Annotated in this window: 21 protein-coding genes; 8 read left to right on the top strand and 13 right to left on the bottom strand. The window is 35.2% G+C overall.

Annotation, left to right across the window (positions count from 1 at the left end; genetic code table 11):
* The first annotated feature begins 32 nt into the window (after window positions 1–32).
* Complete coding sequence (locus tag ACS8MM_RS14335; RefSeq protein WP_379718124.1) at window positions 33–815, top strand: alpha/beta fold hydrolase; 783 nt, start codon at window positions 33–35, stop codon at window positions 813–815.
* Here ACS8MM_RS14335 and ACS8MM_RS14330 read toward each other — a convergent pair.
* The 4 genes from ACS8MM_RS14330 to ACS8MM_RS14315 all read right to left on the bottom strand — a co-directional run bounded on the left by ACS8MM_RS14330 (window position 812) and on the right by ACS8MM_RS14315 (window position 9,547).
* Complete coding sequence (locus tag ACS8MM_RS14330) at window positions 812–3,580, bottom strand: PD-(D/E)XK nuclease family protein (RefSeq protein ID WP_379718122.1); 2,769 nt, start codon at window positions 3,578–3,580, stop codon at window positions 812–814. The genes ACS8MM_RS14335 and ACS8MM_RS14330 overlap by 4 nt on opposite strands.
* Before the next feature lie 63 nt (window positions 3,581–3,643).
* Window positions 3,644–5,062, bottom strand: a complete 1,419-nt coding sequence (locus ACS8MM_RS14325; RefSeq protein WP_379718120.1) for an OmpA family protein — start codon at window positions 5,060–5,062, stop codon at window positions 3,644–3,646.
* Window positions 5,063–5,166: 104 nt separating this feature from the next.
* Window positions 5,167–6,363 carry a glycine C-acetyltransferase gene (gene kbl, locus ACS8MM_RS14320; protein WP_379718118.1) on the bottom strand — a complete coding sequence of 399 codons (1,197 nt, stop codon included), beginning with the start codon at window positions 6,361–6,363 and terminating at the stop codon, window positions 5,167–5,169.
* Window positions 6,364–6,400: 37 nt separating this feature from the next.
* A complete protein-coding gene (locus ACS8MM_RS14315) occupies window positions 6,401–9,547 on the bottom strand; it encodes a UvrD-helicase domain-containing protein (RefSeq protein WP_379718116.1) in 3,147 nt (1,048 codons plus the stop codon).
* A gap of 118 nt (window positions 9,548–9,665) precedes the next feature.
* Here ACS8MM_RS14315 and ACS8MM_RS14310 point away from each other — a divergent pair, with 118 nt between their 5' ends.
* Window positions 9,666–10,271, top strand: a complete 606-nt coding sequence (locus tag ACS8MM_RS14310) for a superoxide dismutase (protein ID WP_379718114.1) — start codon at window positions 9,666–9,668, stop codon at window positions 10,269–10,271.
* A 656-nt stretch (window positions 10,272–10,927) separates the two neighbouring features.
* Here ACS8MM_RS14310 and ACS8MM_RS14305 read toward each other — a convergent pair.
* From ACS8MM_RS14305 to purN, 5 genes are all read right to left on the bottom strand, one after another.
* Window positions 10,928–12,826, bottom strand: coding sequence for an amidophosphoribosyltransferase (locus tag ACS8MM_RS14305; RefSeq protein WP_379718112.1), 1,899 nt, complete (start codon window positions 12,824–12,826; stop codon window positions 10,928–10,930).
* A gap of 92 nt (window positions 12,827–12,918) precedes the next feature.
* A complete protein-coding gene (locus ACS8MM_RS14300) occupies window positions 12,919–13,845 on the bottom strand; it encodes a PfkB family carbohydrate kinase (RefSeq protein WP_379718110.1) in 927 nt (308 codons plus the stop codon).
* 35 nt (window positions 13,846–13,880) lie between these two features.
* On the bottom strand, window positions 13,881–14,510 hold the full coding sequence (locus ACS8MM_RS14295; protein ID WP_379718108.1) for an START domain-containing protein: 630 nt from the start codon (window positions 14,508–14,510) through the stop codon (window positions 13,881–13,883).
* An 18-nt stretch (window positions 14,511–14,528) separates the two neighbouring features.
* Window positions 14,529–15,008, bottom strand: a complete 480-nt coding sequence (gene rnhA, locus ACS8MM_RS14290; protein WP_379718106.1) for a ribonuclease HI — start codon at window positions 15,006–15,008, stop codon at window positions 14,529–14,531.
* Window positions 15,009–15,017: 9 nt separating this feature from the next.
* On the bottom strand, window positions 15,018–15,587 hold the full coding sequence (gene purN / locus ACS8MM_RS14285) for a phosphoribosylglycinamide formyltransferase (protein ID WP_379718104.1): 570 nt from the start codon (window positions 15,585–15,587) through the stop codon (window positions 15,018–15,020).
* Window positions 15,588–15,809: 222 nt separating this feature from the next.
* Between purN and ACS8MM_RS14280 the strand changes: the two genes are divergently transcribed.
* The 5 genes from ACS8MM_RS14280 (at window position 15,810) to pyk (ending at window position 20,267) form a co-directional block, all read left to right on the top strand.
* Window positions 15,810–16,046 (top strand): acyl carrier protein, encoded by a 237-nt coding sequence (locus tag ACS8MM_RS14280; RefSeq protein WP_007137004.1) that lies wholly within the window; start codon window positions 15,810–15,812, stop codon window positions 16,044–16,046.
* A 194-nt stretch (window positions 16,047–16,240) separates the two neighbouring features.
* A complete protein-coding gene (fabF, locus tag ACS8MM_RS14275; protein ID WP_379718102.1) occupies window positions 16,241–17,491 on the top strand; it encodes a beta-ketoacyl-ACP synthase II in 1,251 nt (416 codons plus the stop codon).
* A 9-nt stretch (window positions 17,492–17,500) separates the two neighbouring features.
* Window positions 17,501–18,241, top strand: a complete 741-nt coding sequence (gene rnc, locus ACS8MM_RS14270) for a ribonuclease III (protein ID WP_379718100.1) — start codon at window positions 17,501–17,503, stop codon at window positions 18,239–18,241.
* Window positions 18,242–18,354: 113 nt separating this feature from the next.
* Window positions 18,355–18,834, top strand: coding sequence for an IPExxxVDY family protein (locus ACS8MM_RS14265; RefSeq protein ID WP_379718098.1), 480 nt, complete (start codon window positions 18,355–18,357; stop codon window positions 18,832–18,834).
* A 2-nt stretch (window positions 18,835–18,836) separates the two neighbouring features.
* A complete protein-coding gene (pyk, locus tag ACS8MM_RS14260; RefSeq protein WP_379718096.1) occupies window positions 18,837–20,267 on the top strand; it encodes a pyruvate kinase in 1,431 nt (476 codons plus the stop codon).
* A 14-nt stretch (window positions 20,268–20,281) separates the two neighbouring features.
* Here pyk and dinB read toward each other — a convergent pair whose 3' ends face one another.
* Complete coding sequence (gene dinB / locus ACS8MM_RS14255) at window positions 20,282–21,364, bottom strand: DNA polymerase IV (protein WP_379718094.1); 1,083 nt, start codon at window positions 21,362–21,364, stop codon at window positions 20,282–20,284.
* Between the two features lie 25 nt (window positions 21,365–21,389).
* Here dinB and ACS8MM_RS14250 point away from each other — a divergent pair, with 25 nt between their 5' ends.
* Window positions 21,390–21,857 carry a CYTH domain-containing protein gene (locus ACS8MM_RS14250; RefSeq protein ID WP_379718092.1) on the top strand — a complete coding sequence of 156 codons (468 nt, stop codon included), beginning with the start codon at window positions 21,390–21,392 and terminating at the stop codon, window positions 21,855–21,857.
* A 1-nt stretch (window position 21,858) separates the two neighbouring features.
* Here the strand turns inward: ACS8MM_RS14250 and ACS8MM_RS14245 are convergent, their stop codons facing one another.
* From ACS8MM_RS14245 to ACS8MM_RS14235, 3 genes are all read right to left on the bottom strand, one after another.
* A complete protein-coding gene (locus ACS8MM_RS14245; protein ID WP_379718090.1) occupies window positions 21,859–22,353 on the bottom strand; it encodes a septal ring lytic transglycosylase RlpA family protein in 495 nt (164 codons plus the stop codon).
* A gap of 86 nt (window positions 22,354–22,439) precedes the next feature.
* Complete coding sequence (locus ACS8MM_RS14240; protein WP_379718088.1) at window positions 22,440–22,862, bottom strand: hypothetical protein; 423 nt, start codon at window positions 22,860–22,862, stop codon at window positions 22,440–22,442.
* A gap of 90 nt (window positions 22,863–22,952) precedes the next feature.
* The gene (locus ACS8MM_RS14235) at window positions 22,953–25,811 is read right to left on the bottom strand and encodes a TonB-dependent receptor (protein ID WP_379718086.1); all 2,859 of its coding nucleotides are present in this window, start codon (window positions 25,809–25,811) and stop codon (window positions 22,953–22,955) included.
* Window positions 25,812–25,913 lie beyond the last annotated feature (102 nt).

The following is a 25,913-nucleotide window of genomic DNA, read 5'->3' as shown; positions in this document are numbered from 1 at the left end:
TAAAGTTACCTTTGTTACTATAATTACAGACTTTGAATTCTATTTTTTACAAAAATATAAAAATTGCTTATTCGGATAGTGGAAGTGGAATGGCTTTGGTTTTCTTACATGGCTTTCTAGAAAATTCTACTATGTGGCATTTTTATACCGATTATCTTTCGAAACAATACCGTGTAATTACCATTGATTTACTTGGACATGGAAAAACCGAGAGTATGAGTTATATGCACACTATGGAAGATATGGCTGACGTTGTTCATGCCGTTTTATCCCATTTGCATATTTCCGAAGCCGTTTTTACAGGACACTCCATGGGAGGCTATGTTTCTTTGGCATTTTCTGAACTATATCCCGAAATGGTCAAAGGATTGGTGTTGCTCAATTCTACTTCAAAAGAAGACAGTCATGAACGTAAATTGAATCGAATGCGAGCCATAAAAGCAGTGAAACAAAACGCTGCGACTTTTGTAAGCATGTCGATAGCCAATTTATTCAGTGAAGAAAATCGAGAAAACTTAACAAAAGAAATTGAAGCTGTAAAACAAGAAGCGTTGCGAACTCCTTTACAAGGCATAATTTCAGCTTTGGAAGGTATGAAAGTTAGAAAAGATAGAGAAGTTATATTACACCAAGCTACATTTCCCATTCTTTTAATTTTAGGAAAGAAAGATCCAGTTCTTACGTATGAAGATACAATTTTACAAATCGAAGGAACTTCAGTTAAGCTAATAACTTTCCCTGACGGACACATGAGTCATATCGAAAACCAAGAGCAACTATTGTCGGTACTTATTGATTTCTTTGGAAATATCTAGATCGTTTTTTCTTCAAATGGCAGATTGTCGTCAAGAATTTCATTTACAAGACCAACTAATTCATTTTTAAATTCACTTAAAACATCTTTAGTAATGTTCGTTTGAAGTTCTTTGCCTTGTTTAAAACCAAAAGGCATAAATCCCGCTTTCATGTTTTTGAAAGAAATAATTCCCGCTTCCATCTCCATTCCATTTGTGAACTCCTCATACATAAAAGCATAACACAATAGCTGAATTATCTTTTCATTTTTAACATCCGATGTTAAACCATTCCAGTCCGAAATCACTAAATTTCTAGCTTCTACCTTTCCGGTTTTATAATCAATAATGCGAAGTTTATTATTCCGAATTTCGATTCGGTCAACATTTCCAGAGATTACAATTGGAAACGGCAAACGATCGTCATTCAATTCAGCTTTTAATTGTTTTTCCAAATCAAGCACCTTAACAGCATCTCCTTGTTCTATTAGTTTCTTTTCATCTTTTAGAAAATTGAACACATTCCGTTTTGCCACTTCGAAAGCCAAAAGATTTTTCCCTTTTTTGACTTCACCTTCTTTATACACTTCTTTGAATTGATTGTATACTTCAGCATCTGCCAATGTCAACATATTTTCTACATCTTGTACAGAAAGGAACTTGTTCAGAAATGGCTTGTACAATTCCTCCAAAGTCTTATGAATAATTGTCCCTAAAGTATTCAATGCAATATTTTCTTCGACCTCATCGACTTCTTTAATCGACAATAATCGTTGAAAATAAAACTGAATCGGATTTCGTATATACGTTGTTAAAGCAGAAGGCGAAAATCCTTTTCCTGATGCAATTTCCTTAAGTCTTAGGATAACGCTTTCCGACTTTGGGATCGACAAATTCTCATGAGCGATATTGGGCACATGTGGCTGTATAATTTTATGAATCAGAGTATGATTTTTCTTTTTTTCAACTTCCAATTGCGTAATGAATCGACTCTTTTCGCCACCATCCAAACCTTCGCTTTCGGTATTATACAATAAATAAATTCGTTTCGCTCTTTGCAATAAGTGATAAAAATGATAGGTATAAATTGCATCTTTCTCTTTAAAAGTTGGCAAACCGATTTCTTTTTTAACATCATATGGAATGAATGAATTCGCACCTTTACCTGCTGGAAATTTTCCTTCGTTCATAGAAGTGATAATCACAGTTTCAAAATCAAGCACTCGACTTTCCAAAACTCCCATGATTTGCAAGCCGGAGAGTGGTTCACCTTCAAAAGAAACCTCAGCAACATCGATAACCTGTTTGTATATTGTATGCAATACATCAACCGAATCTACATAATCATTTTTAGCACAATACGAAATCAGCTTATTAATTACTTTAAATATTGAATACAAAAAGGAACGAACCAATTTGTCCTCTTGTTCATTATGCGCCAAATTCTGTTTAATATGAAGTAATATTTGCGCTATTTGCTCCAAAATTGCAATAGGTTTTAGATTCCATTTTCCGAACAATAAACCAAAAAGCTGATTATATTCGCCCTGCAATGACATTACTTTTTGATGCGTTATAAAAGTATAATTGTTGCGTTTAATTGTAGCAATCAAATTGGAAGCATCAACATAGGACTCAATAATAGGATTAGACAAAACATCCAAAACGTCTTTGTAATACATTACGTAGCTCTCCGCATTACGATTAATGGCATTACCATGCATTTTAAAAAGCTTTGCAAGTAAAATTTGGACGGGGTTATTTTTGCTAGAATAGCCCATCGTGATATTGAGACTACCGACATTTTCAGGCAACGAGTGTAAAATGGGAATGAGAAGGTTTTCATCTCCTAATACTAGAGCTACATTATCCAATTTGACCGCTTCGTTCTCTGATATAATATCATGAATAAGTGATGATGCAATTTTAGCTTGTCCTATTGATTTGGAAGTGCCAATAATTTCAATATGTTTTTCCTGCGAAAATTCGTCTACAATCCATTCAAACGGATGATTCTTGTAATATATCCATTTTTCCTTGAAACGTCTTACAAACAATCCGGTATCATGATAGGGGTCAGCAATGAAAGCAGCATCGATATCCCATAAAATTTCAGCTTTATCCAATGCTATTAAATGTTGAATAATCTTTTCTTCTGCTTGGTTTAACGCATTAAAACCTGCAAATACTAATTTTTCTGACTTTAAATTAGATGAAAAAAACTCAAGATTGTTTACTGCTTCTTTATAAATCAAACCTTGATAACCTATATTTTTTTGAAGTAAATGATTACTAAGATTCTCATAGTACAATGGCAATCTATCCCAGAAATCCAATTGTTTATCAATAAGATCGGTTCGATCCTCTTGATTTAACTCCCAACGTTTTAAAACTTCAATATCCTTTAAGTAAGAAAAAACATATTGGGAATCCAAAAGATAACGATCAATTTCATTAAAATCTTGAAGTAGCGTTTTCGCCCAATTGGCAAATTTTTCGAAGGATTGTCGCTCATTTATAGCTGTTAACCCAAGGTAAACTTCGTAGAATTCAAAGAGCAATTCAATTTGATCTACGGATCTTATACCAGCTAAATCTTGAACAAACTCTTCAATACTGATTATTGTAGGAGCAAAAAAAGGATTTTCCAGCTTGTTTTTCAAGATATCCAAAAGAAATACTCTAGCTCTTTTGTTCGGAAGAACAATAATACTTTCGGAAAGATCTCCTGTACTGTTTTTAAGTATATGGTTGGCGAGTTTATCAAGAAAAGAGTTAACTGTCATATCATAAAAATAAAAAAAACGCTCCGAAACCGGAGCGTTTTAAAGAATTTATTTTAGAGGAAATTATTTAGATAATTTCACTTCAACTCTTCTGTTTTGAGCTTTACCAGCTTTAGTTTTATTAGAAGCGATTGGTTTAGTTTCACCGAAACCAGCAGATGTTAATCTAGCAGCATCAACTCCGTTTTCTACTAAGTAGTTTTTAACAGCAGCAGCTCTATCTTCAGATAATTTCAAGTTAGTAGCATCTTTACCGTCAGAATCAGTGTGACCTTCGATAGAGAAGTTAGAAGCTGGGTACTCTTTTAAGATAGCAACCATTGCTTGTAATACTGGGTAAGTTCTTTCTTGGAAAGTAGCTTTGTTAGTATCGAATAAGATAGTTTTAGCGTAGTCGTTTAATTTTTTCATTACGTCTTCGCTTACTTCAGGACAACCGTTATTAGCTACAGTACCTTTAACATCTGGACATTTGTCATCTTTGTCAAGAACTGAGTCACCGTCAGTATCTGGCCATGGACATCCACCGTTTTCTCTTGGACCTGCAACAGTAGGACATTTGTCTTTGTTATCAGCTACACCGTCACCGTCAGAATCAGGACAACCTTGTAAGTTAGCTAAACCTGGAGTTTCAGGACAAGCATCATCTTTATCAGCGATTCCGTCTCCGTCAGTATCAGGACATCCATTTAATTCTTTAGGACCAGCTAATTCAGGACAAGCATCTTCTTTGTCTTGGATTCCGTCTCCGTCAGTATCAGGACAACCTTGGAATTCTTTTAAACCAGCAACTTCAGGACAAGCATCATCTTTATCATAGATACCGTCATTATCTGTGTCTTTACCTCCGAATTGGAAAGTTAAACCTGCCATGTGTTGGAATACAGAAGGTACATCTAAAGCACCATCCTCATCAATTCTGTCTGTAAATGCTTTTTTGTAAGTAGAGCTTAAAGATAGACCAACTTGCTCAGTTAACCATAAAGTCAAACCAGCACCAAAGTTAGCATTTCCAGCACTTTGCTTATCCATCCAAGTGTAACCTCCACCAATGTGAACTGAAGGATCGAACCACTTGCTTCCGATTAATGATTTAAAGCTATATGCGATTTTACCGTCAGCTCCATAATACATAAAATCACCTGGATTATAAACTACAGTTGTAGAAGTTGTTCCAGGAGCAATATCAACCCATTTAGAAATTTTGTTAACTGATCCAGTAATTCCAACTGAAAAGTTACCACCAACATTTTTAGCAACTGACAAATAAGTTACCGATGGAATGATATTCCAGTGGTCGTCTACTTTAAAAAATTGCGAAAAATGCTCGTTTAAATTAAAATCTTTTACTCCAGCACTAGTTCTAGTATCTACTGCATTAGCTCCAAAAGATATTGCCCATGGGTTATCACTGCTTTGAGCATTTGCATTCAAACCAGCAACCATCAACATGGAAACAAAAAGTTTGTTAAGATGTTTCATACTTAATTTTATTTGATTACAATACGTTATTGTGACAAAAGTAAGTCGTAAATAATTAATTACAAAATGAATTGTTAAAAAAATCGACTTCTTTCTCGAAAAAATTATTTTTTTATTATATTTAGTTCCAGTCCAACTTCTGTAAAAGCATTAATTGCTTTGTCCAAATGTTCTTTAGTATGTGCCGCCGAAAGTTGTACTCGAATTCTAGCTTTTTCCTTTGGTACAACAGGAAAAAAGAAACCAATTACATAAATTCCTTTCTGAAGCAATTGATCCGCCATGTTCTGGGAAAGCTTCGCGTCGTAAAGCATTACTGGCACAATAGCAGAATCTCCATCTATAATATCGAAGCCCGCTTTTTTCATACCTTCTTTAAAATAATTGGTATTCCACTCTAGTTGATCACGAAGCGTAGTATCTTTTTCCAACAATTCGAAAACTTTCAACGAAGCACCAACGATAGCCGGCGATAACGAATTGGAAAATAAGTAAGGCCTAGAACGTTGGCGTAAAATCTCAATGATCTCTTTTTTTGCGGTTGTATAACCTCCCATTGCACCTCCTAAGGCTTTTCCTAATGTGCCCGTAATTATATCCACACGGCCCATTACTTTTTTGGCTTCCAATGTTCCTTTTCCGGTAGCTCCAATAAAACCTGCTGCGTGACATTCATCCACCATAACCATAGCATCGTATTGATCAGCCAAGTCGCAAATTTTATCCAATGGCGCTACTAAACCATCCATGGAAAAAACACCGTCTGTTACAATCAATTTAAAACGATGACCGGCCGCCGTCGCTTTTTTAAGCTGTTCTTCCAGATCAGCCATATTATTATTTTCATAACGATAACGCGCAGCTTTACACAAACGCACCCCGTCAATAATGGAAGCATGATTCAAACTATCCGAAATAATACAATCTTCTTCACCCAGCAATGGCTCAAAAACCCCACCGTTAGCATCAAAAGCTGCAGCATACAAAATAGTATCCTCGGTTCCATAAAATTTTGCAATAGTTGCCTCCAATTCCTTATGGATATCCTGAGTTCCACAGATAAAACGCACCGACGACATTCCAAAACCATGACTATCCAACGCATCTTTCGCTGCCTGAACTACTTCAGGATGAGAAGACAATCCCAAATAGTTATTGGCACAAAAGTTCAAAACAGTTTCACCATTTACAGTAATCTCAGCACCTTGTGGCGAAGTAATGATTCGTTCTTTTTTATACAATCCGTTTGCCGTAATTGTATCTAATTCATTTTGCAAGTGTTGTTTAATTTTTCCGTACATGTCAATATTAATTAGTGTAATCGGTTATTATTTAGCGTTACAAATGTACTACTTCTAAATTTTCACCTATATATAAAAGTGTTTTTTTGTCAACACTATATCCCATCTCTTCTAAAACCAACTCGTACTCTGCCAGCTGTTTTTCATATTTCGATTGATGTGCTCCGGTTTTATAATCCAGCAAAAAAACCGTTTTACCCTGAATAACGACACGATCAGGAATCATGGTTTTCGCATTCTTTTTAAGCACACTCCTTTCGTTGAACACTCTATTGCCTTCAGCAAAAAAGTCCTGCAATTCAGAATGACTCACTATACTTCGAAGTTTTTCAGCGACAGTATCTTTTTGATTTTCGGAAATCAAGCCACTTTCTACTGCCTTAATCACTGCCAAATCAACATCATTTTTGGTTGTTACAAAAGATAATATTTCATGCATCATATTCCCGAATTCAATAGCTTCTTGCTGAACTGTTCCCCACATTAACGCTTCTCGCTGAGCAATTTTAATCGATTCGGAAGCAATTACAGCATGTTGTGCTTTAATTGTCTCCATCGCAGTAACCAATTCATTACTTACCGACACTTTCTCTGGAGACCCAAAATCATAGCTCATTTTATTTTCCTCAAAAAACAGACTATCTTCAACAAATTCCATAAAAAAAGAAGCCAAATTATTGGGTAACTTTCCTTCCTTATTTCTTTTTTTCTTGCACGAAATCACATACAGTTGTTCCTCAGCTCGGGTCAGTGCCACATACAAAACATTAATATTATCCAATAAATCTTCCTGTGCTTTCTGATTGTACACAAGTGCCGCCTCTTCACCAAATCTTTGAACATCTTTGTTTTTAGCCACTAAAGCCTTAGCCATACCCATTTCCGTTTCGTCTGCTTCAATCCAAATTTTCTCACCCTTGTTCCTTGTAAAATCTTCTTCAGCAAAAGGAAAAATAACCACCGGAAACTCTAAACCTTTGGATTTATGAATCGTCATAATCCGAATCGCATTAGAACCTTCTGCAGAAGGCACACTCAATTTACTTCCACTCTTCTCCCAATACTCCAAAAAATCACCTATACTCATCTGATATTTCACATCTCTTTCTAAAACCACATCTAAAAAGAATTGTACATAAGCATTGTTTTTTTCGGATGTTATTCCGTTTAAAATCAACTTTTCGACAATTTCATAAAGTGATTTTCTGCGAATGGCCTTAAAATCGAGGTTAATTTCAAAACCTTGAAACCATTGTTGCAATTCGTTTTCATTTTCAAAACGAATTCCGGCGCTTATAAAATCATGAACCGAAAATCCCGTTTCGTAATTTTTAGCCAAATAATACAACGCGTGTGCCAGCGACTCTTTATCCTTTTTATCATTCAAATATCGAAGTGTATTTAATAAAAACTGCACCTCTGACGAACTATCCAACAATAAACTTTCTGAGGAAATCACAGGTATTTTATGTTCAGTCAAGTAGTTGGCCAATAAAACCCCATGTTTATTACTTCGTGTAAGCAATACAATATCTCTTAGAGAAAATCCTTTTTCTTGTACTTCCTGTATGGTTCGAAATGTTTTCTGAAGATACATCTCATTAACAGTCAACTCTTCATCCTCAATATCTTCCAACTCTGCCAAAAAAGTGATATTAACAAAACCTCCTTTTTTCTTATTTACACGTTGGTAACTCTTATTTAAATACAAATCCTTATAATCTTCATTTTCAAACTTATCCGCTAGGAAACGAAAAAAATCATTATTAAAATGAATTACTTCATCATAACTACGATAATTGGATTCAAGAGAAAACACTTTGAAATCTTGATTACTAAAAGGGTAATTTTTCCTTTTTGTCAAATCAATAAATTGCTCTGCTTTTCCACCACGCCAACGATAAATTGACTGCTTTGGGTCGCCTACAATTAACAAAGAACCCTGATTTCCCTGCAAGTCTTCGCTAGACAAGGCATTATCAATTAACGGAATCAGATTTTGCCACTGCATTTGGGAAGTATCCTGAAATTCATCAATAAAAAAATGCTTGTAGCGTTCGCCCAATCGTTCGTATATGAATGGCGCCGGTTGATTTTGAATTTGTTCGTTGATTAGCTTATTAAATTCGGAAATTGACAAAATACTTTGTTCTTCTTGAATTTTGGCCAATTGATTACTTACAGTATTCAAAAGTGAGAGTGGTGTTATATTTTTGAGAAAAGCTTCATAAAAATGTTTTTTCTCCATTTTTTGATATACCAAAGCCAAACTAGACAGAAGTTGCGGAATAATTCCTTCTATAACAGATCGATCTTTAGCCGATTTGTTGATTTTGACATCTTCAAATTCATGATAGGTTTTATTCGAAGGATTGAACTTTTTATCCTGAATACTTTTCAAATGATTTGGAAAATAGCCCGAAGAAAAAGATTTCATATCAATTCCATTGGATTCGATCAATTGCAAAGCCTCCGAAGCCAAATCAGCAGACTCCTTTTCAATACGATCACACACCTCGACCAACTTATTTTTTAGCGCAATGAACTCCGGTATTTGTTTCTCTTTCAGTGAGACTACTTCTTCCCGATAATTTTCGTTCAAGATTAACTTTCCTGTCGTAAAAATATCACTTGAAACATCCCATGATTTATCGTCATCTGTCTTCTCCATGGTGAAATCCACCAACAACTTTGTCAACACTTCATCTTCTCCCGCTTGAGCAACAATTGCATCAACTGCTTCCTGCAACAGATTCTCAGTATCCAATGACACATCAAAATTAACAGGCAAATCCAAATCATGCGCAAAAGAGCGAATCACCTTGTGTGTAAATTTATCAATGGTCGAAATATCAAAAGCTGCATAATTGTGAATGATATTTTTAATGATTGCTTTCGATTTTTCGGTAATCTTGTACAAATCCAATCCAGTATCTGTAGCAATATCCTGCATTAAACCCAATGATTTATCGCTGGGATTGTCTTTAGTAAAATCGAAAAGACTTTCTACGATACGGGTTTTCATCTCATGAACCGCCTTGTTGGTAAACGTGATAGCCAAAATAGATTTATACGCGTCATCTTTTTTGGAGGTAAGGATAATTTTCAAATACTCCTTAACCAGTGTATATGTCTTACCGGATCCCGCAGAAGCGTTGTATATTGAGAAAGCTGGTTTTTTCAAGAGAGATTTGCGTATAGAGATTAATTTATAGCGAAATAAAAAATAACTATTTCCTTTTCCAAAGTTAAATGATTAATTTTGAAAATATTTATTTATTAATCTTTAAACAGACAATAGTATGACTTTCGAGTTACCGCAATTACCTTATGCATATGATGCATTAGAACCACATATTGATGCAAGAACAATGGAAATTCACCATTCAAAACATCACAATGCATATACCACTAATTTAAATGCTGCAATAGCAGGAACAGAATTAGAAGGCAAATCAATTGAAGATATTCTTTCTAATTTAGATATGTCCAAAGCAGCGATTCGCAACAATGGTGGTGGATTTTACAACCACAATTTGTTTTGGACAGTTATGTCACCTGACGGTGGTGGTGAACCTACTGGCGAATTAGCTGACGCGATCAATGCAGCTTTCGGAAGCTTCGCCACTTTTAAAGAAGCTTTTGCCAAAGCTGGAACCACACAATTCGGTTCAGGATGGGCATGGTTATGTGTAAAAGACAGAAAATTAGAAGTGTGCGGTACTCCAAACCAAGACAACACTCTAATGCCTGGTGTTGGATGTGGAGGCACACCAATCTTAGGTATGGATGTTTGGGAACACGCTTACTACCTTAACTACCAAAACCGTCGTCCTGACTATATCGAGGCTTTCTTCAATGTAATTAATTGGAAAGAAGTGGCAAGACGTTTTTCAGCTGCAAAATAATACATCGATTTAAAAAGAGAAAGCCAGACAATTGTCTGGCTTTTTATTTGAATCAATAATTAACAAAGAATAAAAAAGGTGGACGTATTAGTTCCACCTTTTTTGCCCCAAATCTACCATAAACTTAACCTACTTATGTAATGGTGATTCAAATGTATAGCGGTTCTATCTTGATACCAAAGAAAGTCGTCAAACTACCAATAAAATCGACAAGGCAAACATCTTAATCAACAATGGCAACTCGACTAATCCAACACTCTTATAAAGGTTAAAATGAAATCAATTGAAAAATAAAAAAGGCAGGATCGCTCCTACCTTTTTTGCCCCAAATCTACCATAAACTTAACCTACTTATGTAATGGTAGAGCGAATGTATATCAGCACTTATTGAACTTCAAAATAAATCGTTGAATTGTAAAAAAAATCGTTGATAGGGTTAGCACTCATTAAATTTAGTTAGAAGATTCGAAGTTGAATCAGAAGTACCTTAAAATAAAAAAGGCGGAACTAATAAGCCCGCCTTTTTTGCCCCAAATCTACCATAAACTTAACCTACTTATGTAATGGTGATGCGAATATAGATTCAGGATACAATCTCGCCAAACTTAATCGGTGAATTGTAAATAAAGTCGATAAAAGACATTTTTGTAGTCCTTTTAGTATGCTCTTGCGTCTTTCCCTTCATAAAAATTCATAAACGCCCTGTTTACTACACGATTCCCTCCATCTGTAGGGTAATTCCCGGTAAAATACCAGTCACCCAAATTTTTAGGACAAGCTTTATGTAAATCGGCCACACTTTGGAAGATAATTTTCACTTCGGCTTTCACCGAAGGTTCGGTAAGCATCTCAGCAATTTTATCTGAAATTTGTTCATCGGTGAATTGTTCGTACAATTCATTCACATAATTTACCACTTCGGCATCACTAAAATGTTCTTGCGCTTTACACTTCGCATATACCTCGTCCACCAAATGATATTTATTACTATCCTTCAATAATTCCAACATCGCCTGAAAAGCCACTAATGTTTCCAATTTAGCCATATCGATACCGTAGCAGTCTGGGTAACGTATCTGCGGCGCCGATGACACCACCACAATTTTTTTAGGATTTAAACGATCCATCATCTTGATGATACTCTTTTTCAAAGTAGTCCCACGAACAATACTATCATCGATGATAACCAAATTATCTGTAGGCTGAATCACACCATATGTAACATCATATACATGTGCAACCATATCATCTCTGGAGCTATCTTCGGTAATGAAGGTGCGTAATTTGACATCTTTAATGGCGATTTTTTCAGAACGAAGTTTAACCGAAAGAATTTCTTGTAATTTCTCTTCTGACAATGACTCTTTATGCTCTAAAATAGTTGCTATTTTCCTTTGATTTAAGAAATCATTGGCCGCTTCCACCATACCGTAGAATGAGGTTTCTGCTGTATTTGGAATATACGAAAAAACAGTATTATCAGTATCATTATCAACTGCTTTTAAAACCGCCGGCATTATTAGCTTACCTAGTTCTTTGCGTTCCTGATAAATTTCAGCATCGCTACCACGAGAAAAATAAATTCGTTCGAATGAACACGCTTTTTTATCCAAAGCTTCCCGTACTTTCTCGTCGATCACCGTACCATTTTTCTTGATAATCAATGCATGTCCAGGTGTAATTTCTTCAATAGCTTCGAAAGGCACATTGAAAACCGTTTGAATTACCGGTCTTTCAGATGCAACCACCACAATTTCATCATCCTGATAATAATAAGCTGGTCGTATTCCTGCCGGGTCACGAGTTACAAAAGCATCACCATGACCTAACAAACCTGCCATTGCATAACCACCATCCCAGTTTTTAGAGGCACGACGTAAAATTCGACCTACATTCAATCGTTCAGCAATAACTGGCGATGCTTCTTGTTTTGACAAACCTTCATTCTTGCATTCTTGGTATAAGTCGGTTACTTCATCATCTAGAAAATGACCGATTTTTTCCATCACAGTAACAGTATCCGCCATTTGTTTTGGATGTTGTCCTAATTGTACTAAATCCTGAAACAACTCTTTAACATTAGTCATGTTAAAGTTTCCAGCCACAATCAAATTTCGATGCATCCAATTGTTCTGACGAAGGAAAGGGTGAACATTTTCGATACTGTTTTTACCAAATGTGCCATAACGCACGTGTCCTAAAAACAATTCCCCAACATAAGGGATGTGCTTTTTTTGCAAGGTTACGTCATTCAAATATTCCGGGTGATTTTCAAGCTCTTCATTAATACGACCATTGATTTGTCCGAAAATATCTTGAATAGGTTGCGCCTGATTGGAACGTATTCTACTGATATATCGTTCACCTGGTTCAACATCTAATTTAATACTTGCTAAACCAGCTCCATCCTGACCTCTATTGTGTTGTTTTTCCAACAGAAGGTACATTTTTTCGACACCGTAAAAAGCTGTTCCGTATTTTTCTTTGTAGTATTCTAAAGGTTTTTTTAATCTCAAAAGTGCAATACCACACTCATGTTTTATCGCGTCACTCATACTGTTAGTTGTGCTTCTGAAAAGAATTCAGAAAATGTTGTGTTGTTGTTATTTAAATAAAAAAAGCCCCGAAAATCGAGGCCATACTTTTTTTATGCTAATTCTATGTCAAATTGCGTCAATGCTTTGAATTGCTTTAATCTGCTTTTCACTTCTTCTTGGGTCAAGCTCACCATTCTTTCTGTACCGAATTTCTCTACACAGAAAGAGGCCAAATTAGAACCATGAACGATAGCTGCTTTCATGTTTTCGAAAGAAATATTTTCACTTTGCGTAATAAATCCAGAAAAACCTCCTGCAAATGTATCACCAGCTCCAGTCGGATCGAATACTTCTTCCAATGGCAATGCTGGAGCAAAGAAAACGGAAGTATCATGGAATAATAAAGCGCCATGTTCTCCTTTTTTAATCACAACATACTTTGGTCCCATAGTTTGAATTTTAGCTGCTGCTTTTACTAATGAATACTCACCTGATAATTGACGAGCTTCTTCATCATTGATAGTAATTACATCAACACGTTTCATAACTTCTTTCAATTCCGGCAAAGCGCAGTCCATCCAGAAATTCATTGTATCCAAAACCACTAATTTTGGTTTAGCTGTCAATTGATCCAAAACACTACTTTGAACCAAAGGATGTAAGTTTCCTAACATTACAACATCTGAATTCTTGAAACTTTCCGGAACGACAGGTTTAAAATCGGCTAATACATTTAGTTCTGTCACTAAAGTATCTCGAGAATTTAAATCGTTATGGTATTTTCCACTCCAAAAGAATGTCTTTCCTCCTTTGACTACTTCAAGACCAGTTACATCAATATTTCTTGATTTCAACAAATCGATATATTCTTGGGGAAAATCCTCTCCTACAACCGAAACGATTGCAGATTGTAAGTTGAAATGAGATGCAGAAAGACCGATAAAAGTACCAGCTCCTCCTAAAATTTTATCAGTTTTTCCAAACGGCGTTTCAATAGCATCAAAAGCTACTGTTCCTACAATTAATAATTTGTTCATAAAACGAATTGAAAATTAAGGCACAAAGATACAATTTAGTTTTTGTTCTTCCCAACAGAATTTTTAGTTCTGTTTTCCAACTGATATTTCATTACTTTGAAAGTTTCATAAGGTGCTTTACTCAACATCGAATTGATCACAAAAGCAGGCACATTTGCTTCAGGATCACCGAATAATTGTTGTGTTACCAAAGTAGTTGACTCATCTATCTTCTTAAGATTCCAAAAACCTCTAAAGCGTTTAATGCGAATAATCTTAGGATTAACTTTAACGATATTATTTGCAGCAGAAAGCATTATAGTACATTCCTTTTTTTTCCGAGTCAAGACAACCTTAGAAACATGATCCCTATCTTTTATAGGCCAATCAAAATTATTTTGAATGTAAAACACCCAACTTGTATCTGAAAGTTTTTTTATCAAAACTGAATTATTGGTTTTATAACTCCAGTTTTTTAAGTTTTTAATGTCTAGTATTTTTTTTAAAACAGTATCCATAGGAGATTTAACCTCCATAACCGCTTTATATTCCTTAATTGAAGAAGAGTCCGATTTTCTGACATATATTTTGATATCCTCTTTATCCAAATCAAGCTTCCACGGATGAGTCAACTGAGCAAACCCTAAAAGAAAAAACCCAATAATGAGATAAAATAGTTTTCGCATTGTATAAAATTAAGGAAATCAAAGCAGTTTGTCAGCTTCATTTTCATAAAACGAATCGACAGCCAATTTATTTTGCTGAGAAGCCATAACAGCTAATTGATCGCAGCGTTCATTTTGTGGATGATTATTATGTCCTTTGATCCATTTGAAATCCACTTGATGTTGACGGTAGATTTTTAAAAAACGCATCCATAAATCAGGGTTTTTTTTGGCTTTGAAACCAATTTTCTCCCAACCGAAAACCCATCTTTTTTCAACTGCATCAACTACATATTTCGAATCAGAGACCACCAAAACTTTCATGTTCTGATTCTTAAGCTTCTCCAAACCAACAATTACCGCTAATAGCTCCATCCGATTATTTGTGGTTAATCGGAATCCTTCATAAAATTCTTTTTTATATGCAGTACCAACTAACTCCATAACAACCCCGTATCCTCCTGGACCAGGATTGCCTTTTGCGGCACCATCTGTATATATGTGAACTTGATGTGACAATTAAAACTATTAATTTAATTTAGTAAGTAGCTTTTCAATAATTAAAGGAAAAAATTCATATTCTAATTCATGAACTTTTTGGGCTATCTCATCGACAGTTGTACAGCCTTCGATTGTAACCGAATGTTGAAAAATAACCCCACCTTCATCATAATGGTCATTAACATAATGAATAGTAATACCAGTTTCTTTCTCCTTATTATCTAAAACAGCCTGGTGTACGTTCCTTCCATACATTCCCTTACCTCCAAATTTTGGCAAAAGTGCCGGATGAATATTAATTATTTTATCTGGGTATTTCGAAATAATATCCGAAGGAAATTTCAAAAGAAAACCTGCCAAAACAATTAAATCAGGTTGTAATTCTTCAACTTTTTGCAATACGAATCCATTATTCAACTCTTCTTTGGTAAAGGTTTCAAAAGGAATATTATGGTTTTTCGCCTTTTCTAACACTTTGGCATGCAGATTGTTAGACAAAATACCGACTACGTTTCCTTGCTTACTGTTTTTAAAATGTAATATGATTTGTTCAGCATTAGAGCCTGAGCCCGAAGCGAATATTACAATTTTTTTCATTTGTTGTGTTGTTAAAAGTGTTGACTATAAACCCATTGGATTTTAAGCGCAGATGTAATTTTTATTACGCAAAAAAAAGAATAATAAATGACAAATAATTAAAAATGGTATTCTTTGTGAAATTAATTTTCTAAATTCGTAGTTAGATTTATTAACTAAAAAAGTGGTTGTAAAATAATTTTTTTATTTTTGCCAACTAATTAAAATTTAAAATTAAAGATTATGTCAGACATTGCATCAAGAGTAAAAGCGATTATCGTAGACAAATTAGGTGTTGACGAAAACGAAGTTGTTACAGAAGCAAGCTTCACTAACGATTTAGGAGCTGATTCATTAGACACTGTTGAGCTAATTATGGAGTTCGAAAAAGAATTTGACATTCAAATTCCAGACGACCAAGCTGAAAACATTGCTACTGTAGGTCAAGCTATTTCTTACATCGAAGAAGCTAAAAAATAATAATACTACCCAACATCTGTAAGTGCAATACCTTACAGATGTTATTATTTTTTACTGTCTTTATCAAAATCTTTTGTAGATTTGTAAAAACATTGATTGTATTACAATCATAAAATATTATGTAATACCCATTGTTTCTTTTAGTTAATTAAAAGTACCATGGGTTTTTTTATATCAAACAAAACCAACTAAGGATGCAATTAAAGCGAGTAGTAGTAACAGGATTAGGAGCACTTACCCCAATAGGAAACACAATTGAAGAATATTGGAACGGTCTAATTAACGGTAAAAGCGGTGCTGCACCAATCACGTATTATGACACTGAAAAACATAAAACAAAATTTGCCTGTGAAGTAAAAAACTTCAATGTTGAAGATTATATTGACAAAAAAGAGTCCCGCAGAATGGACAAATTTGCCCAATATGCTATTGTAGCAGGGGATCAAGCCATTAAAGATGCCGGAATAACAGACTCTAATGTTAACAAAGCCAGAGTTGGTGTTATCTGGGGTGCAGGAATTGGTGGTTTGGAAACTTTCCAAGAAGAAGTTTTGAGCTATGCAAAAGGTGACGGAACACCACGTTTCAACCCTTTCTTCATACCTAAAATGATTGCCGATATTGCACCAGCACATATTTCAATGCGTAATGGATTTATGGGCCCAAACTACACAACAGTTTCTGCTTGTGCTTCATCTGCCAATGCTTTGATTGATGCTTTCAATTACATCCGCTTAGGAATGTGTGATGTAATCATTTCAGGTGGTTCAGAAGCTGCCGTTACCATTGCTGGTATGGGTGGATTCAATTCAATGCAAGCCTTATCAACCAGAAACGAAAGCCCAGAAAGTGCCTCAAGACCTTTTGACGCAACAAGAGACGGTTTTGTTCTAGGCGAAGGAGCAGGCGCTTTGGTATTGGAAGAATACGAACATGCAAAAGCAAGAGGAGCAAAAATATATTGTGAGGTAGGCGGTGGAGGTATGTCTTCAGACGCGTATCACTTAACAGCACCACATCCAGAAGGAATTGGGGTAATTGCCGTTATGCAAAACTGCTTAAATGATGCCGGTATGAAGCCTGAGGATGTTGAACACATCAATACTCATGGAACTTCAACTCCACTTGGAGACGTAGCAGAATTAAAAGCAATCAGTGCTGTTTTTGGAGATCATGCTAAAAACATCAATATCAATTCTACAAAGTCAATGACCGGACACTTGCTTGGTGCCGCCGGAGCTATTGAAGCGATTGCTTCAGTTTTAGCCATAAAACATGGAATTATTCCACCAACCATAAACCACTCCGTAGTGGATGAAAACATTGATCCTTCGTTAAACTTAACACTTAATAAAGCTCAAAAGAGAGAAATTAAAGTAGCTATGAGTAATACTTTCGGATTTGGTGGTCACAATGCTTGTGTTTTATTCAAAAAAATTGATTAATTCCTCTATATGAGTATTATTAAAAAAATATTTAAAACTTCCCGTTCGCCTGAAGACGGGATTTTTTTTGATAAACTCGAGAAATTACTCGGCTTTAAGCCAAACAACCTAGAGCATTATAAAAAAGCATTCACTCACCGTTCCATGAATAAAACGGATGAAAACGGAAACCCAATCAATTATGAACGTTTGGAGTTTTTGGGTGATGCTATGTTGGGCTCAGTGATTGCAGCGCATCTTTTCAACAAAGTACCCAAAGGAGATGAAGGCTACCTTACAAAAATGCGCTCAAAAATAGTGAGCCGTGAACACCTTAACGAATTAGGGAAAGACTTTAACTTGATTCAATTTGTGGAAAGCAAGGTAGCTCCGCAGCATTTTGGAGAAAATGTACATGGTAATATTTTTGAAGCATTTATAGGCGCCATTTACCTTGATAAAGGTTTTTTATACTGCGAAAAATTCATTCATCGAAAAATCATCAAACCCTACGTTGATATTGATCGCTTGGAAGGCAAAGTCATCAGTTACAAAAGTTTGCTGATTGAATGGTGCCAAAAAGAAAAAAAATCATTCAACTACGAAGTATACGACGACAACGGCACCGGTAATTTAAAATACTTTGGTGTTAAACTACATATTGACAGTAAAGTTGTGGCCAAAGCTCGTGCAACTTCAAAAAAGAAAGCAGAAGAAATTGCTTCCAAAAGAGCCTATTTCGTTTTTCAATCCAAAATTGATTCCAAATAGAAGCTATCTTTCTAAAACTCAAACGTTTTCGTTAATAAATTAGCAAAAAGCTAACGTTTTATACTGTTTTAAGTCGGTTATTAATAGTATATTTACATCTTATTTTGAATTATATGGCCATTCATAAATTACAGTTAGAGGATTTTGACCAAGTAGATTATGATCTTATTGCCATACACACAACCTTGGAAGATTTCAGGTTAGCATTCAAAATAAATCAACAGTTAGAAATTTTACTTTCTAAAAACGAAGACGAAATCCCTATTGAAATCAACAAACAAAAAACCTCATTTTCAAGGTTTACTTTTGAAGATGAAATTGCCATGATGGCATGGGATTTAATTCAGAACAAACAAGAAATTGAAATGCCGGTTCAAGTCAAAAACAACTCACTTTTTGACGATGATGTTGTGGTAAATCAGGTTAATTTGATTAATGAACTCAAAAAAGTGGATTATTTTCTAAAAATAGAACATGACGAACAAATAGATATTAAAGAAATAATAAGTAAAATTAAAAAGATTGACTCTATCAACACGGTGTATGAAGTAGATGTTCATGAGATCAAATCGAAAAACAATTTAATTTTTTAACGATGCCAACAAGAAAAAAGACCAAAGTTGTAGCTACCCTAGGTCCAGCGTGTAGTACAAAAGAAGTGATCCAAAAAATGATGGAAGCCGGAGTTGATGTATTCCGAATCAATTTCTCTCATGCCGACTATACAGATGTTGCCGAAAGAATCCGAATCATCAGAGAAATAAACGACGAATGTGGTTATACAACTGCCATTTTAGCCGATTTACAAGGACCCAAACTTCGCGTTGGAGTTATGAAAGAAGATGTTGTTGTAAACGAAGGTGATTTGGTCACTTTCCAAACTACTGACGATGTTCCCGGAACACCGGATAATGTATACATGACTTACAAAACCTTCCCTCAAGATGTTAACCCAGGTGAACGCATTTTATTGGATGACGGAAAATTAATTTTTGAAGCCGTTTCAACTGATAAAAAAGCAAAAGTGGTTTGTAAAGTAATTCAGGGTGGTCCGCTGAAATCCAAAAAAGGAGTGAATTTACCCAATACAAAAGTTTCTTTACCTGCATTGACTGAAAAAGATATTAGAGATGCTATTTTCGCTATCGAAAATAAAGTAGACTGGTTGGCTTTATCCTTCGTAAGAACTCCAGAGGATTTAAAAGATTTACGAGATTTGATCGAAAAACATTCGGATCATAAAATTCCAATTGTAGCTAAAATAGAAAAACCTGAAGCAGTTGAAAATATTGACAAAATTGTAGCGCATTGCGACGGTTTAATGGTAGCTCGTGGTGATCTAGGTGTAGAACTTCCTGCACATGAAGTTCCTTTGATTCAGAAAAAATTAATCAATAGAGCAAAATTAGCGCGTATTCCAGTAATTGTAGCAACACAAATGATGGAAACGATGATTACAAGCTTAACTCCAACACGTGCAGAAGTAAATGACGTTGCCAATTCAGTTATGGATGGTGCAGATGCTGTAATGCTTTCGGGAGAGACTTCTGTTGGAAATTACCCCGTGCAGGTTATCGAAAAAATGACACAAATCATTGAAGCGGTAGAAGATTCACCACTAATTCAGGTACCACAAAAGCAACCTCAAATCAAAACCAATCGTTATATCACGAAACATATTTGCTATCACGCTGCCATTTTAGCAGACGATATCGAAGCAAAAGCCATCACCACTTTAACCAATAGTGGCTATACCGCTTTCCAAGTTTCGGCTTGGCGTCCACACGCACATGTTTTGGTATTCACATCCAACAAACGTATCTTAACCCAATTGAATTTACTTTGGGGTGTACATGCTTTTTTCTATGACAAGTTTGTAAGTACAGATGATACTATTGATGACATTAATGCTATTGCCTACGAAACAGGTTATGTACAAAAAGGGGACATTTTAGTAAATCTTGCGGCGATGCCTGTGGTTGACAAAGGAATGGTAAACACCTTACGTATTTCTGAAATAGTTTAATTTTACAATACCGATTAAAATTCAAACCGTAGTTGAACGACTACGGTTTTTTTTATCTCCGTATTCAAGTTAGCCAATGAAATTCCTAACAAACGAACAGAATCCTTCATACGTTCTTGATACAATAATTCTTTAGCATTTTCGAACAATAAACCTTTATCCGAAATAAAATAAGGCAAGGTTTTACTCCTAGTTTGCTGGGTAAAATCACTGTATTTGATTTTAAGTGTAATTGTTTTTCCTGAAATTTTATGCTTTTGAAGACGTCGAGAAAGTTCATCAGCGATTCGCTCCAATTTTTCCTCCATAAAAATTTCCGAAGTCAGATTCGTATAAAACGTATGTTCAGCAGCGACCGATTTTGTTGTTCTATTAGGCTTAACAGCGCTATGTGATATGCCACGTACCAAATAATAATAATGCCTACCACTTTTCCCAAAATGCTCGTCTAAATACTCTAAGGATTTCGATTTTAAGTCGGCACCGGTATAAATACCCAACTGGTACATTTTTTCTGTAGTAACTTTACCTATACCATAAAACTTTTTCACATCCAAACCTTCCAAGAAAGGTTCCACTTCATCTGGGTTAATGGTTTTCTGACCATTTGGTTTGTTATAATCCGAAGCAATTTTAGCGACAAATTTATTAATGGAAATCCCAGCAGATGCTGTTAAGCCAACTTCATTGAATATTCGATGTCGGATTTCCTGAGCAATCAAGCTAGCACTCGGATTTCCCTTCTTATTTACAGTTACATCGAGATAGGCCTCATCTAGAGAAAGAGGTTCGACCAAATCGGTATAATCATGAAAAATTTTGCGGATTTGTTTGGAAATTTCTTTGTAGCGATCAAACCTTGGTCGGACGAATATTAATTCTGGACATAATCGTTTCGCTTGTATGCCACTCATAGCACTACGTACACCAAATTTTCTCGCTTCATAACTCGCTGCCGATACTACTCCACGCACCTCATTTCCTCCAACAGCCAATGGTTTCCCTTTCAATTCAGGATTATCCATCTGCTCCACAGAAGCATAGAAAGCATCCATATCGACATGGATTATTTTTCTTTGAGGAATAGATTCGGTCATAGGACAAATTTAATACCTTTATCGTATGATTGAAATAGAACGTAAATTTTTAGTTACCAACACTGCTTTCATAGATTTGGCAGTTACACAAAACAGAATAGTTCAAGGTTATCTGAATTCAAATCCTGAACGAACAGTCAGAATTCGAATTAAAGATCAAAAAGGGTATTTGACCATAAAAGGCAAAGGAAACGAATCTGGCACGTCAAGACTCGAATGGGAAACAGAAATACCAATTGCTGATGCTGAACAATTGCTTACTTTATGTGAAAAAGGAATTATAGATAAAATTAGGTACGAAATTCCAGCCCAAAATCATATATATGAGGTTGATGTGTTCTCAGGAGAAAATAATGGCTTAATTATAGCTGAAATCGAGCTAAAAGAAGAAAACGAACCCTTTTACAAACCAGATTGGTTAGGAGATGAAGTTACTGGCGATGAAAAGTATTATAATGCCTATTTAAGCAATAACCCTTACCAAAGTTGGTAAATCATTCTTTCTTTTGAGCAATTTCTATTTTTACACGCATTTCGCCTCCGGCTTTATTTGTAGCCAAAAACATAAAAGCAGCCCTCGATAAATCAATTTCACGGCTTCTCACATGAGGGCCTCTATCATTGACTTTCACCAAAACGTGTTTTCCATTACGAAGGTTAGTAATCCTTAAAAGCGTTCCGAATTTAAATTTGCGGTGTGCGGCAGTAAATTTTTTATTATTGAAGCGTTCACCACTTGCCGTCTTTCTTCCATTGAATTTATTGGAATAATAGGAAGCATGCGCATTGCTTTTGTACAATTTATAGTTGTACAATCCTTCTTCTATTGAAAGGCTATCAATAGTTAGGCTATCGATGGTATCATTTTTTACAGTATCCTGAACTTGAGAAAAAGCATAATTTTTTTTGTCAAATTTTCTAAAGGAGAAATTTGAAATCAGCATTACAGCTATCGATGTGGTAATTACCAGTAAAATTCTATTTATCATATCAGTTTTATTTAACATCACACCTCTTTAATCAAATACCATACCTAAAAAACAAAAAGCCCTAATTAAAGGACTTTTGCTTTATTTTAGAACCATAGAGACCATGGAATTCTACTTAAAATTAGAACCAATCCCAATCCAAAGAAAACAAGAATCGATTTGAATTTAGCAGCACTCTCAGCTTGTCTTTTATGTTTTGACCAACCGATAGTAATCAAAACCAAAGCAATAACATTAATCAATGGATGTTCCAGAGAAGTTAAACGTACTGCTGCATCTTTCATTTCGCCCAACAAAGCGTGACCTAAAGGCGAAACAAAATACAAGATCAATCCAACTAAAAGTTGAATATGCGCTGCAATCAATCCGAATAGAGAAATTTTTCGATCTTTAGCAGTAAATTCTTTCTTTCCAAAAAAACCTGAAGCACTGTTCAAAACAGCAACCAATAATAACAGAAGAGCCAAATAAGCCCAGCCTGAGTGAAATTTTTGTATAAATTCGTACATTTTGATAGTTTTAGTTTAAAACAAATATAGCCAAAAAAAACAAAACCATCTGCCTGAACAGATGGTTTTGATATATACACTTTGTAATGATTAGAAATCGTATCTCAAAGAGAAGTTCCATGTTCTTCCGAAACCGAAGAAAACCTGGTTTCTTGAATCAACACCATCATAAGTACCTTTAGCTAAGTAATCTTGGTAAGTAGCATATCTACCTTCACCAGCACCTAATAAAGGTTGATTAACTATTGAACCATTTTGCAAAACACCTCTACCGTCACCCGTTCCAGCATTAAACTCTGCCTCAGTTGCAACGAATTGATTAGTTCTAGATTCAGCAATATACACTTCATTTAAAAGGTTATTAACGTTAATTCTGAAGTTGAAAGAATCTTTACTTCCTTTAGTTCTGTTAACTTTTAAAGACAACCCTGCATCCACTAAACCATAACTTGGCAACAATAAAGTACCTTTATTATCTTCAGCTGTAAATCTTGCTGGATCAATACTTGCATATAATTTATCTGCAAATCTGTACGTTGCATCAACTTTCAAATTATCTACAACTTCGTAGTTAGCACCAAAACTAGCTGTCCATTGCGCTACGTCACCCACTTTAACTCCGTCAAGGAATAACGTTGTCGCTGTTCCACCCGCAACCGGATCATTGTTTGCATCAAATCTTTGACTTAAACTGTTTCCTTTGTATTTCCAATCACCCAAAGACGCCATTGCAGTAATACCTAATCTAGGCAACGGTTTTGCATTGATATCCAATTCTAAACCAGCGTGAATTTCTTCAATACCAGAGAAGTTATAATATCCACCTACGTTATCTGGAGCAGCGTCAGTTGAACGTTGGAATCTATCTTTCCATGAAGTATAGTATGCATTCAAATTAGCATTGAATTTAGGAGAACGGTAACCGTAACCTGCTTCAAGACCTAAAATCTTTTCATTCGTAAGATTTCCAGCAACAATAGATTGGTTGTTTGGATAAACAGCATTAAAGAAAGGTTGTTTTGAATAATAACCTGCATTTGCAAAAACATTCATTTGATCGTTGATGTTGTAATTTACACCACCTTTAACATTACCACCAAGAATATTTTCATAGTCTGTCATATAAAGGTCGTCTGAACTTAAGTAAACGAATGTATCTTCTCTTTTGAAACCTTGCTGAGAAATAGCACCTTGAAAGAATGCAGATAATTTATCATTTGTATACTCTAACTGAGTGAAAGCTCCGTACCATTTTACGAATCCATTGTTATTGTATTCGATTTTTTCCTGATCTTTTACATTAGCAAAAGGGTTGAAACTTGGAGTTGCAGCATAGGTTTCATACAAGAAACGATTTGGATTATTGATATCTCTATTATCAAAATAACCATCAGCACCTAATCTGTTACTCACATTTCTAAAATGGTACCCGATATAAGTTCTTGCATCTAAACCAAAATCTAAAGTCAATTTATCATTCAATTTAGTATTCAAGTTAACTACTCCACCATACCAGTCGTGAGAGTTAATAGAAGCTCTTCTTGTAAAACCAGCAGTACGGCTTGTAATTTGTTCACCGTTTGTTGGTGCTAAATTAGAAGGCCCAGAAATAATACCTGTATTTCCTGTTCCTCCGTAGAAAGCTTCTCTTGTAGCAGCGTTATAAGTACCAGTGTTGTATGCGTAAAAGTCATTAAAAGGTACTAAACCATTAACTGTTTTGAAAGCAAAAGGAGATCTACCGATATTTCCTGTTCCTCCACCACGACCCCAAGAACCGTAGAATACAGAAGATAATTTCATTTTATCATTGATTTTCCAATCGTAGTTCAATGATGCAACCGGTTTGTGGTAGAAATTTCTTGCCCAAGAAAATTCTCTTCCATTCAAATGACCCCAATCAGAGTTGTATTTGATGTTTGGTGTATTTTCTGCTGGGTTTCCAAATTTAATATATGAACCTAAGTGGTTTGCAAAACTTCTTTGGTGATGCCATTGTGGTGCACCTGTAAAAGTAAATTGTAAGTCATGTTTTTCATTGATTTCATATCCAAATCCAATAAAATAATTTTGACCTTCAAATTTAGTTCCATCAACATATCCGTCACCCATTGTGTTACTTAACAAAATAGAAGCTGAAAGACCATTTTTCATCTTACCTGTTGAGTAAGAAGCTAAAGTTTTGATATAGTTATCATTACCAATTGTCGCAGAAATAGATCCTCCTTCTTTAGTATCAGCACTTCTAGTAATAATATTAATTGTACCACCCACTGAGGAGATAGCCAATTTTGAAGAACCTAAACCTCTTTGCACCTGCATAGCTGAAGTTACATCTGATAAACCAGCCCAGTTACTCCAGAAAACCGATCCGTTTTCCATATCATTAACCGGAACACCATTAATCATAACCGCAATGTTTCTTTGGTCGAATCCACGAATGGTAACTCTTGCATCTCCGAAACCACCACCTGATTTAGTAGCATAAACTGAAGGAGTAGTAGCTAAGATTTCAGGAAATTCCTGTGAACCTAATTTTTCTCTGATTTCAGCTGCTTTAATTGTAGATACTGCAACCGGAGTTTTTCTATCTTTTGCTACGTCTATTACTGTAGAAGTAACAACAACCTCACCTAATTGATTGCTTTCGTCTTGTAAAACAATAGTTCCTAAGTTTGTAGAACTACCTACAATTGAAAATTCAACTTTTTGAGTTTGATACCCTAAGTAAGACACAACAAGCACACCTGTTGCTTTTGAAGAATTTAAAGTGAAACTACCGTCAAAGCCAGTAGACACAGAAGTTGTTGTTCCTTGAATAACAACGTTTGCTCCCGGAAGTGGTCCAACTTTATCTTGAACTACTCCAGAGATTTTACCTTGAGCAAATACAGACGAAATGCTTAGGAAAAAGAAAGTCACTAAAAACCAATTTTTCATGTTTCTCATTTGTGATGTTTAAATTTTTTGTTTAGGCAAAATTGTAACAAATAATCAAGTCCAATGTTAAGTTAATGTTAACATTATGCAGGCATACCTTTAAACAAAATT

Source organism: Flavobacterium sp. MAHUQ-57 (assembly GCF_051908335.1).
Classification (GTDB): Bacteria; Bacteroidota; Bacteroidia; order Flavobacteriales; family Flavobacteriaceae; genus Flavobacterium.
The sequence above is the reverse complement of the archived record's forward strand: the minus strand, read 5'-3'. Positions and strand labels throughout refer to the sequence as shown.